At 72.3% G+C, this 10980-nt stretch carries 7 protein-coding genes; 2 read left to right on the forward strand and 5 right to left on the reverse strand.

Going from position 1 to position 10980, the window contains the following annotated elements:
* From ACTOQ2_RS06395 to thrC, 4 genes are all read right to left on the reverse strand, one after another.
* The gene (locus ACTOQ2_RS06395; RefSeq protein ID WP_440098774.1) at positions 1-1320 is read right to left on the reverse strand and encodes a sensor histidine kinase; all 1320 of its coding nucleotides are present in this window, start codon (positions 1318-1320) and stop codon (positions 1-3) included.
* Positions 1321-1605: 285 nt separating this feature from the next.
* Positions 1606-3684: a transcription termination factor Rho gene (gene rho / locus ACTOQ2_RS06400; RefSeq protein ID WP_440098775.1), complete on the reverse strand. Its 2079-nt coding sequence runs from the start codon at positions 3682-3684 to the stop codon at positions 1606-1608.
* A 467-nt stretch (positions 3685-4151) separates the two neighbouring features.
* Positions 4152-5120: a homoserine kinase gene (locus ACTOQ2_RS06405; protein WP_440098777.1), complete on the reverse strand. Its 969-nt coding sequence runs from the start codon at positions 5118-5120 to the stop codon at positions 4152-4154.
* Between the two features lie 58 nt (positions 5121-5178).
* A complete protein-coding gene (thrC, locus tag ACTOQ2_RS06410; protein WP_440098778.1) occupies positions 5179-6237 on the reverse strand; it encodes a threonine synthase in 1059 nt (352 codons plus the stop codon).
* A 215-nt stretch (positions 6238-6452) separates the two neighbouring features.
* Here thrC and ACTOQ2_RS06415 point away from each other — a divergent pair, with 215 nt between their 5' ends.
* Together ACTOQ2_RS06415 and ACTOQ2_RS06420 are read left to right on the forward strand one after the other, a co-directional pair.
* Positions 6453-8045: a glycosyltransferase gene (locus ACTOQ2_RS06415; RefSeq protein WP_440098779.1), complete on the forward strand. Its 1593-nt coding sequence runs from the start codon at positions 6453-6455 to the stop codon at positions 8043-8045.
* 308 nt (positions 8046-8353) lie between these two features.
* Positions 8354-9151, forward strand: a complete 798-nt coding sequence (locus ACTOQ2_RS06420) for an SAM-dependent methyltransferase (protein ID WP_440071849.1) — start codon at positions 8354-8356, stop codon at positions 9149-9151.
* On the opposite strand, the gene ACTOQ2_RS06425 is transcribed toward ACTOQ2_RS06420, so the two are convergent.
* Complete coding sequence (locus ACTOQ2_RS06425; RefSeq protein WP_440098780.1) at positions 9135-10913, reverse strand: glycosyltransferase; 1779 nt, start codon at positions 10911-10913, stop codon at positions 9135-9137. The genes ACTOQ2_RS06420 and ACTOQ2_RS06425 overlap by 17 nt on opposite strands.
* Between the last annotated feature and the right edge of the window lie 67 nt (positions 10914-10980).

The raw sequence follows: 10980 nt of genomic DNA on the forward strand, positions 1-10980 counted from the left end.
TCACCATTCGCAGGGCAACTCCGCCCTGATCATCGTGGGGCCGCCCAGCGGGCTGTCGACGGTCAGGGTACCGTCGATGGTCGCGGCCCGGTCGGCCAGTCCGGCGAGGCCGCTGCCCGGCCGCGGCACGGCGGCGCCGACCCCGTTGTCGTAGACCTCGACGATCACCCGCTGCTCCTGGCGGCTCACCCGGATGAACGCCTCGGTGGCCTCGGAGTGCTTGGCGAGGTTGCTCAGGCACTCGGCCACCACGAAGTACGCGATGCTCTCCACCGCGGGCGGGGGCCGGTGGGAGACCTCCACCGACAGGTCCACCCGTACGGGCGCGCGGGCGGCGAGCGACGACAGGGCCGCGCTCAGCCCCCTGTCGGTGAGGATCGCCGGGTAGATGCCCCTGGCGAGGTCGCGCAACTCGGCGATGGCGGCCTTGGTACCCCGGTGTGCCTGGGCCAGGAGCTCCCTGGCCGCGTCGGGGTCGGAGTCCAGCTTGGCCTGGGCCCGGCCCAGGTCCATGGCCACGGACAGCAGCCGCTGCTGGGCGCCGTCGTGCAGGTCCCGCTCGATCCGGCGCCGCTCGGCCTCGGCCGCGTCCACCCCGCGGGCCCGGCTGGCCCGCAGGTGGGCGGCACGGGCGGCCAGCCGGTTCTTCTCGCTCGTCCCCAGCAGGGCGACGCCGAGCAGACCGTGCAGCCAGGCCATGCCCCGGGTCGCGTAGAGGGCCGCGAGCAGGAAGCCGACCCCGATCAGCGTGCACAGCAGCGCCCTCGGCACGCTGTCGATCGGCAGCTCGTCGATGGGCGTCATCGGCTGCCCGGCCAGCAGCAGGGGCAGTGGCGCGACCGTCAGGCTCAGTCCGAGGATCCACAGGACCGCCGTGACGGTGAACTCCGCGATCCCGATCGGCAGCAGCAGCAGGAGATAGAGCAGGTCCTTCCAGGTCGCGGGGTCGACGAACATGTCCTTCCAGCGCAGGAACAGGTTGTCGCCCTCGGAGGGCCGGTACGGGCTGGGGATGTCGACGCCGAAGGCCAGCCGCAGGAACCGGCGCTCCAGTATCGCGGCGCCCCGCCAGGCCAGCATGGTCAGGGCGAGCAGCGGCAGCCCGACCCACACGAGCACCATCACCAGGGAGGCCGGGATCACGGACGCGAGGAACGCGAAGCAGGCGAGGCCGTAGAACATGCTGACCAGCAGGTAGGGGACGGCCCGCCAGGTCATCGGGTCGACGAGCATGCCCAGGGGACCGTTGGGACCGAGCGGCACGCGCCGCCTGAGCGGCGTCCTGACCGCGGTCGTGCTCGCCAGCGTCTCGGCCGTCATGCGCCTCCCCTGTCCCCGGTCAGCCCGTCGTACGCCGTCCTTGTCGCGTCCCGCCGTCCCTCGCGCGTCGGGGCGTCTCCTCGCACCGCCCGCCTTCGCGTGACCGCCCCTCCCCCCTCCTCGCGTGCCGTCCACACGCCGCGGTCATCGCGGGCGCGGACCCGGGAGCCGCGCGGGAAAAGCGTCCTGAAGTAGGGATATCCCGAAGTACGGGGTCGCACAAGGGCTTTGGAAATGCGAACGCCCCGGCCGGAGGGGCCGGGGCGTTCGACGTACGGCGGATGATCAGTCGCGCTCGGAGCTGACCGTCGTCTTCTGCACCTGGAGCAGGAACTCCGCGTTGGACTTGGTCTCCCTCATCTTCTCCAGGAGAAGCTCGAGGGCCTGCTGCATGTCCAGGGCGTGCAGCACGCGGCGGAGCTTCCAGGTGATCTGGAGCTCGTCCTTGCCCATGAGGATCTCTTCCTTACGGGTGCCGGACGCGTCGACGTCCACCGCGGGGAAGATCCGCTTGTCGGCGAGCTGCCGGTTGAGCTTGAGCTCCAGGTTGCCCGTGCCCTTGAACTCCTCGAAGATGACCTCGTCCATCTTGGAGCCGGTCTCGACCAGCGCGGTGGCGAGGATCGTCAGCGAGCCGCCGTTCTCGATGTTGCGGGCGGCGCCGAAGAAACGCTTCGGCGGGTAGAGCGCGGTGGAGTCGACACCACCGGACAGGATGCGGCCGGAGGCCGGGGCCGCCAGGTTGTAGGCGCGGCCCAGACGGGTGATCGAGTCGAGCAGCACGACCACGTCGTGGCCGAGCTCCACCAGGCGCTTGGCGCGCTCGATGGCGAGCTCGGCGACCGTGGTGTGGTCCTCGGCCGGGCGGTCGAAGGTCGAGTGGATGACCTCGCCCTTCACCGACCGCTGCATGTCGGTGACCTCTTCCGGACGCTCGTCCACCAGGACGACCATCAGGTGGCACTCGGGGTTGTTGCGGGTGATCGCGTTGGCGATCGACTGGAGGACCATCGTCTTGCCCGCCTTGGGCGGGGAGACGATGAGACCACGCTGGCCCTTGCCGATCGGCGCCACCATGTCGATGATCCTGGTGGTCAGGATGTTCGGCTCGGTCTCCAGGCGCAGGCGCTCCTGCGGATAGAGGGGGACGAGCTTGTTGAAGTCGGGCCGCTGCCGCGCCTGCTCCGGGTCCATGCCGTTGACCGTGTCGAGGCGGACGAGCGCGTTGAACTTCTCGCGGCGCTCACCGTCGCGGGGCTGGCGGACGGCGCCGGTGACGACGTCACCCTTGCGCAGGCCGTTGCGGCGGATCTGGGCCAGCGAGACGTAGACGTCGTTGGAGCCCGGCAGGTAACCGCTGGTCCTGACGAACGCGTAGTTGTCGAGGATGTCCAGGATTCCGGCGATCGGGATCAGGACGTCGTCGTCGCCCACCACGGGCTCGTTGCTGTCGAAGCGCTCGCGGCCACGGCGGTTGCGCTCGCGGAACCGGCCGCGACGGCCACGGCGGTCGTCGTCGTCGCCCACGCCGTGCTGGTCGTTGCGGTCCTGCGGGCCCCGGTTCTGCGGGCCCCTGTCGCCGCGCTCGCCCCTGTCGCCGCGCTCGGCCCTGTCACCGCGGTCGCCGCGGTCGGTGGTGCGGTCACCGCGGTCGTTGAGACGCTCGCCGCGCTCACCGCGGTCGTTGAGCCGGTCGCCGCGGTCGTTGAGCCGCTCCCCGCGGTTCTGGCCGGCGTCGGCGGCGCGCTGGTCGGCGCGGCCGTCGCTGCGGTTGTCGTTGCGGTTGTCGGGACGGTTGTCGCCGCGCTCACGGCGATCGTTGCCCCGCTCGCCGCGCTCGCTGTTGCGGCCACGGCGCTCGCCGCGCTCGCGACGGCTCTCGCCGCGCTCGCCACGGCCCTCGGCCGGGGCGGTGTCGATGGTCTGCTGCTCCACGACGGGCTCGGGCGCGACGACGGCGGCCACGGGCTCGGGGGCGGGGGGCGCCTGCTCCACGACGGGCTCGGCGGCCACGACGGGGCGGGAACGTTCCCTGCGGGTGCGCGCCGGACGCTCGGCGACCGGCTCGGCCACGACGGCCGGGGCGGCCACGGCAGGAGTCTCCTTGACGGCGGCGGGAGCCTGGGCGCTCTCGGTGGAGACGCCCTGCTTCTCCTGGATGGCCGCGATCAGCTGGCTCTTGCGCATCCGCCCGGTCCCGCTGATGCCGAGGCCGGAAGCCATGGCCTGCAGCTCAGGCAGCACCATGGCGGAAAGGCCTGTGCCGGAGCGACGGCGCGGCTTGGCCGCGGGGCGGGTGGGGGTGTCGCCGGACGCCGGCGCCGTGCCGGTGACGTCGGAGAGGAGTTCGGTGGTGTCGCTCACTAATGGGTCCTTCCCAGGGGTCGGGCGTGGCCATGATCAGCCAATCGTCCCGGTGGTGCGATCGACCCGGTGGGACAGACCGGGTCGGGTTGCACGTCGCGATCCTCGGCGGCCCATGGAGAGCCGCCGCCACTGTCGGAGAAGGGCGGATCCAGGCCGTCACCATCGAGAATCGCCGACGGTGGGACTTGGAGGACACCCCCCCGGATTGCTACCGGCAACCAGATGTCGAGGTAGATCGAACGCGCATGTCCCCTAAAACGCCGCTTCTCGTTGCCCCAACCGAAATCTGGAGCATTCGGAGGCGACGGATTCGGGGAGGCCACTGCGGCGCTCATGTCTCACCAGGTGAGACATGATGCAGCGATGTGTGGCTGACAAGCACGCACCCAACGCGGGGCACCTGGTGCGGCTATCAGCCTAACATCACCAGCGCACACAGCTATTCCCTGAAGGTCGAAGAGTCGTCAGCGTGTCTCAAGAGAAACAACGCGGGCGCCCCTGGTTTCGACTTCCAGTGGCTGGATGTGCCAGTCATTACCCACTTCCGGTGCGATCAAATCCTGCGTATTCATCGTTGACAACGCAAGAACCGTGGGCCCCGCACCCGAGACGACCGCGGCCACTCCCGCCCCCCGCAGCCGTCGTACCAGGTCGGCGGTGTGCGGCATCGCGGGCGCGCGGTAGTCCTGGTGGAGGCGGTCCTCCGTGGCGGCCAGCAGCAGGTCCGGCTCGGGCCTGGCGGTCAGCGCCGCGACCAGCAGCGCGGCCCGGCCGGCGTTCGCGGCGGCGTCGGCGTGCGGGACCTCCTTGGGCAGCAGCCCGCGGGCGGTCTCGGTCGACAGCCGATGCGCGGGGACGAGGACCACGGGCCTGACGGCCTCGTGCGGGAGCAGTCGCACCAGGTGCGGCACGCCCCCGGCGTCCGTCCACGCGACGGTGAGCCCGCCCGCCAAGCACGGCGCCACGTTGTCGGGATGGCCCTCGATCTCGGTGGCCAGTGCGAGGACGCCGTCGTCGGTCAGCCCGGGCGGATGATCCCGGCCGGGCTGGGAGCCGTGCTCGGACGAGGGCGCGTACGGGGTCGTGGCCAGTGCCCGGGCGGCGAGGATCCCGGCGCAGATCGCCGCGGAGGAGGACCCGAGGCCGCGGGCGTGCGGGATCCGGTTGAGACAGCGCAGCCGGATGCCGCGCGGCTGCGGGAGACCCATCCTGTCGAAGGTCGCGCGCATCGTGGTGACGATGAGGTGCCCCTCGCCCAGGTCGAGCTCTCCGGCCCCCTCGCCCTCGACCGCGATGTCGATGCCGGGGGACTCGAGGATCTCGGCCTCGATCTCGTCGTGCAGGCCGAGGGCGAGTCCCAGCGTGTCGAATCCGGGGCCGAGGTTGGCCGACGTCGCGGGGACCCGGACGGTCGCCTTCGCCCCGCCGATCATCGGGGTCCCGTGGGGGCCGTGTGGTCCGTGGGGGGCACGTCGCTTCTCCTGAGGTCCACTAGGCGAGTTCGAGGGCGGTGGCCGCGGCGTGCGCGTCGATCGGGATCGTCACCGGGGTGGGCGCGCCCGAGATGGCCCAGTCGGGGTCCTTGAGACCGTTTCCGGTCACCGTGCACACGATGCGCTGCCCGGGCTCGACCAGTCCCTGCGCGTGGGCCTGCAGGAGGCCCGCCACGCTGGCGGCGGAGGCAAGCTCGACGAACACGCCCTCCTCCTGGGCGAGCAGCTTGTACGCGGCGGCGATCTGGCGGTCGGTGACGGACTGGATGACACCGCCGGACTCGTCGCGGGCGGCCTCGGCGAGCTGCCACGAGGCCGGGTTGCCGATGCGGATCGCGGTGGCGATCGTGTGCGGGTGGGTCACCGGCGCGCCGTTGACGATCGGCGCGGCGCCGCTGGCCTGGAAGCCGAACATGCGCGGCGTCCTCGTCGCGACGCCGTCCCGGGCGTACTCGGTGTAGCCCATCCAGTACGCCGAGATGTTGCCCGCGTTGCCGACCGGGATGCAGTGGATGTCAGGGGCGTCCCCGAGCGTGTCGACGATCTCGAAGGCGGCGGTCTTCTGGCCCTGGAGCCGGAACGGGTTCACCGAGTTGACCAGCGCGATCGGGTAGTTCTCCGACAGCTTCCTGGTCATCTCCAGGCAGTCGTCGAAGGACCCCTCGACCTGGAGCAGCCTGGCCCCGTGGACCAGCGCCTGGGCCAGCTTGCCCATCGCGATCTTGCCCCGGGGCACCAGCACGGCGCAGGTCAGGCCCGCGCGGACCGCGTAGGCGGCGGCGGAGGCGCTGGTGTTGCCGGTCGAGGCGCAGATGACGGCCTTCGCCCCGTCCTCGACGGCCTTGCTGATGGCCATGGTCATGCCACGGTCCTTGAAGCTTCCGGTCGGGTTGAGGCCCTCGACCTTCAGGTAGACCTCGCAGCCGGTCAGCGCCGACACCCGGTTCGCCGGGACGAGCGGGGTGCCGCCCTCCAGGAGCGTGACGACGGGCGTCGCCGTGGTCACCGGCAGTCGGTCACGGTACTCCTCGATGAGGCCACGCCACGCCCTGGTCATGATTGCTCCTCACCGCGCGCGGCCGGTCCGCGCGCGTGCTACCTGCGGTATTGGAAAACGAGTCTACGGGCAACACGTTCGGCTCTGGGATGTGTTGTCCACCAAATGGACAAGCCGGGCGTCCTGTCTCCAGGGAACTCTAAGGATCGGCCGGTATGGTCTGCGGGGCTTGACAGAGCTTGACAGACGGGGAACACGACAAGGGGTGTCACATCATGACGGGCGGCACGGCGGCGGACCTGCCACCGATCCGGCACAACGACTACTCGCCCCTGGACCCGCCCGCGCTCGGCGAGTGGGATCCGGAGCTTCCGGTGAGCGTGATCATTCCGGCCCACGGCGGGCAGCACAGGCTCGACCTCACCCTCGCCGCACTGGCCGCGCAGACCTACCCGGACCACCTCATGGAGGTGATCGTGGTCGACGACGGCAGCGAACCGCCGCTGCGGCTGCCGGAGATCGCCCCGGGTGGCGCCAGGATCGTGACCGCCGGCTCCTCCGGCTGGGGCATCGCCCACGCGGTGAACACCGGCGCCGCCCTCGCCGAGGGGCGGATCATCCAGCGTCTCGACGCCGACATGGTCGTCTGCCGCGAGCACATCGAGGCGCTGGCCCGATGGCACCACCTGGCCGGGTACCTGGTCACGATCGGCGCGAAGAAGTTCGTCGAGGAGCCGTCACTGACGGCCGCGCAGGTGCACGAGGGCGTGCGGGCGGGCTCGCTGGGCTCCCTCTTCGACCTGTCGGGCGCCCTGCCCAGCTCCACCGAGCAGACGATCTCCCGCACCGACGGCCTGCGGGCGAGCCGCAACCCCTACCACGTGTGCACGGGGCCGACGGTGTCGATGCGGCGCGAGATCTTCCACGCCGTGGGCGGGGTGGATCCCCGGGTGCTGCGGGGCGAGGACACCGAGTTCGCCTACCGGCTGGCCGCGCACGGCGTGGTCTTCGTCCCCGACATGGCCGCCCAGGCCGTCCATCTGGGGCTTCCCGCCCAGCGCCGCGACCCGCAGCGGGCGGTGCGCGTCGTCGCCCCCTACCTGGCCCACCGGGTGCCGCTCCGCCGTGACCTGCGCAGGGACCGGGGACGCCACTGGCTGGTTCCGTACGTGGAGGTGGTGCTCCACGTCGACGGGCCAGAGGAGCGGGTACGCGAGGCGGTGGGCGCCGCGCTCGACGGGTCGTTCGGCGACGTGATCGTCACCCTGGTCGCCCCGTGGTCGAAGCTGACCGGGGACCGCCGGCCGGTGCTGGACGACCCCCTGTTCGACCTGCGGCTGCTGCGCGAGCACTTCGCCCACGACGAGCGGGTGCGGTTCGCCGACGAGGTCTCCGCCACCCCCGCCCCGATCCCGTTCCGCTACACGGGCCCGGTCTCGGTCCCGCTGGGACGCGACACGCTGGAACGGATGATCCGCGTGATGCAGGACGACCGCACGGGCATGCTCGTCGTCGAGCTCGGCGGCGACGGCGAGGCGACGCTGGAGCGGACCGAGGCACTGGGCCGGGCGAGGCTGCTCGGCGCGGACGACGTCGCCGCGTCGATCGAGGCCACCCACGGTGTGCGGCGCGGCGACCGGCCGGAGTTCTGGCCGGCCGGGCCCACGTCCTCGGCCTCCGCTCCACCCCCCGCCCGGGTTCCGGCTTCGCCCGGGGCCAAGGCCCAGGGGCAAAAGGCCGCGAGGCCCGCGGCGGAGCGGGTCCCCGGACAGGAGCAGCGGCGCCAGGAGGAGAAACGCCGGGAGGGGAAGCGCCAGGAAGGGCGCGACTCCCTCCTGGGCAGACTCCGCACCGCCCTCAGGAACTGAGCGGCGGCCCAGTGGCGGCCGGGTGATCGGGGACGGTCAGGACCGGCCGATGCCGTCGGCGAGCCGGGGCCGGGCACACGGCGCGAGCCGGGGCCGGACGCACGGGGCCGGGCGCACGCTCCGCGAGAAGGAGGCCGGGCGCACGCCGCCGGCCGGGACCGGACGCGTGCCGCGCGATGGAGGCCGGGGACGCGCGCGAGGGGAGGCCGGCCATGGCGCGATCTCGTTCGTCCGTTAAAGGCTTTCCCGATGTCATAAGTGGCTATGATCTACGCAATTCTGGAAATTTCATTACCTGGGAGCGGCGCGTGGCCGACCAGATGCCCAAGGGTGTCCAGACGCATATTCCCAACGTCGCGCGCATGTACGACTACTACCTGGGAGGCAAGGACAACTTTCCGGCGGACCGGCAGGCCGCGGAGAGGGCCCTGGAGATCGTCCCCGAGATGCGGCAGGGTGCCCGCGCCAATCGCGCGTTCCTGGGCCGGACGGTCGGTTTCCTCGCCGAGTCGGGGATCGACCAGTTCCTCGACATCGGCGCCGGACTGCCCACCCGGAACAACGTGCACCAGGTCGCTCCCGGCGCCCGGGTCGTCTACGTCGACAACGACCCGACCGTCCTGGTCCACGGCAGGGCGATCCTCGGCAAGAACGAGAACGTGACCATCGTCGAGGGGGACGTCCGCCGGCCCGGGGAGATCCTGGAGCACCCGGACGTGCGCGCGGCGATCGACTTCGACCGGCCTGTCGGGATCCTCCTGGTGGCGATCATGCATTTCGTCCCCGACGCGGACGACCCCCTGGGCATCATCGCCACCCTGCGCCGGGCCATGGCACCCGGCAGCCACCTCGTGCTGTCCCACGTCGCGACCGACGTCCGCCCGCGGGCCGCGGACGAGGTGGCCCAGGTCTACGACCGGGCCTCCGCCCCCTTCGTCACACGTACCGGCAAGGAGATCGTCCGCCTGTTCGACGGTTTCGACATGGTCGAGCCCGGCATCGTCAACCTGCCGGAATGGCGGCCGGCGCCCGGTACCGCCGTGCCCTACCGGGGCATCGGCTCCTACTTCCTGGGGGGCGTCGGCGTCGTCAGCGACGGCGGGTGATGGCCCGCCTCACCGAGGACAGCAGCCCGTACTGGACGACCTTCCTGGCGGCGGCCAGTTCCCTTCGCAGGGTGCCGACCTCGCGCCGCAGCTCGACCGTGCTCCTGCGCCAGCGGCCCGCCTCGTCGCGCCACTTGGCCACCTGCTCGCGGAGCCGCTCCGCCTCCTTGGTGAGACGGGCCACCTCGGCCGCCGCCTCGGCCCTGGCGCGGTAGGCGCCGCGACGGCCGGTGAGGACACCGGCCTCGGGCGCGAACCCGTAGGTCTCGCCGTCCACCCAGATCACGCCGAAGGTGTCGTCCACGGCGTCGTCGAGATCCTCCCCCTCCTCCAGCACGATCGCGGCGCGCGCGAACGCGGCGGCACGTTCCAGCCGCGCCTTGACGACCGTCCTCCCCGAGCCCGAGCCCGAGCCCGTGCCCGCCGCACCGCCCGCGCCACCGTCACCGTCACCGCCGGCCGCGTCGTCCTCCTCGGCCAGCAGCACCGAGACCAGGCCGTACCCCTCGTCCCTCGCCAGGTCGAGCAGGCGGGCCAGGGTGTCCTCGCCGGGCACCCATCCGGCGGGCAGCCACAGACGGTACGGAACCGCCCAGGCGGGGCCCGGCGCGGCGGAGCCGTCGGGCGGGCCGGAGGGGAGGGCCGGGACGGCGGAGGTCGCGGAGACCTTGTCGGCGAAGCGGACCCTGGGCTCGTGGGCGTAGTGGCCGCGGATCAGCACCAGGTCCAGGTCGGGGTTCTTCAGGGGAGAGCGCCCCTCGGCGCCGACGCGGTCCCACGGCCCCGTGAGGGTGACCGCGACGTCGGGCAGGGTGCCGGCGAGCACGGCGTCGACGGTGGCGCGGACCTCGTCGTAGGTGTATCCCTTCCCCGGCCGCCCCGCGAGCTCGACGACCACCTCCACGTACGGCACCTTCCACTGCCGGGCCGGGTGGGAGCGGAGCCAGCGGTAGGACGGGATCCGGTCGGCCACGAAGGCGTGGCTGACCCGGTCGATCGGGGCCTTGTCGCGCATGCGCATCGTCGGGCCCAGGTGGAAGGCGCGCGACAGCGGCTCGGGGACGAAGACGGCGCCCGCCTGGGCGAGCCGGTAGCCCATCTCGGTGTCCTGGCCGAGGATCAGGTCGGTGTCCATCGGCCCCGCGACGGCGAGCAGTGCGGCGTTGACCGAGGTCGCGCCGCCGACGTGCAGGCTGAACGCGCGGTGCGGGTTGGCGGTGAGGCCGTCGGTGCGCTCGACCAGGTCGACCAGCCAGGCGTGCGGCTCGGCGGGCTCGAAGAGCTTGGCCAGGTCGTCGGCGGCGGCGATCACCTCGGGGGCCGGCAGCCCGGCCGGGGTGAAGCGCAGGTAACCGGTCACCACGAGGTACGGGGCGGCGTGGTGCCAGCGCATGTGCGCCTCGACCGACCTGCGGTCCAGGACCACGTCGGAGTCGAGCCAGTGGATCACGTCGCCGGTGGCGGCCGCCAGCCCGGCGTTGCGGGCGTGGGCGCGGCCGGGGACCGGGCAGACGATCAGGCGGGTGTCCGCGGGGCACAGGGCCGGCAGGCGCAGCGGCGGGCTGCTGCCGTTGTCGACCACGACGACCTCGGTCAGCGCGGCCGGGTAGGTCTGCACGGCCAGCCCGGCGAGCGCCAGGTCGAGTTTCTCCTGGTCACCGTACGCGGGAACGACGACGCTGACCCGAAGCGAGGGGGTCCAGGAGCCCAGGGCGGGCGGCGTGAGGCTCCGGTAGTCGTTACCGGCGATCCGTGCTGTCATGGCGCTTCCAGGGTCGGGCTCGGGCGGGGACCGCGCCACCGGTTCGGCGCGACGCGCGGGAAACGGG

The organism is Streptosporangium sp. H16, from assembly GCF_051918855.1.
Classification (GTDB): domain Bacteria; phylum Actinomycetota; class Actinomycetes; order Streptosporangiales; family Streptosporangiaceae; genus Streptosporangium.

Bases quoted from the DNA above. Each gene is read 5' to 3' on its own strand.
- ACTOQ2_RS06425 (WP_440098780.1), bottom strand. From the start codon at position 10,913: ATGACAGCACGGATCGCCGGTAACGACTACCGGAGCCTCACGCCGCCC.
- ACTOQ2_RS06415 (WP_440098779.1), top strand. From the start codon at position 6,453: ATGACGGGCGGCACGGCGGCGGACCTGCCACCGATCCGGCACAACGAC.
- ACTOQ2_RS06405 (WP_440098777.1), bottom strand. From the start codon at position 5,120: ATGATCGGCGGGGCGAAGGCGACCGTCCGGGTCCCCGCGACGTCGGCC.
- thrC (WP_440098778.1), bottom strand. From the start codon at position 6,237: ATGACCAGGGCGTGGCGTGGCCTCATCGAGGAGTACCGTGACCGACTG.
- ACTOQ2_RS06395 (WP_440098774.1), bottom strand. From the start codon at position 1,320: ATGACGGCCGAGACGCTGGCGAGCACGACCGCGGTCAGGACGCCGCTC.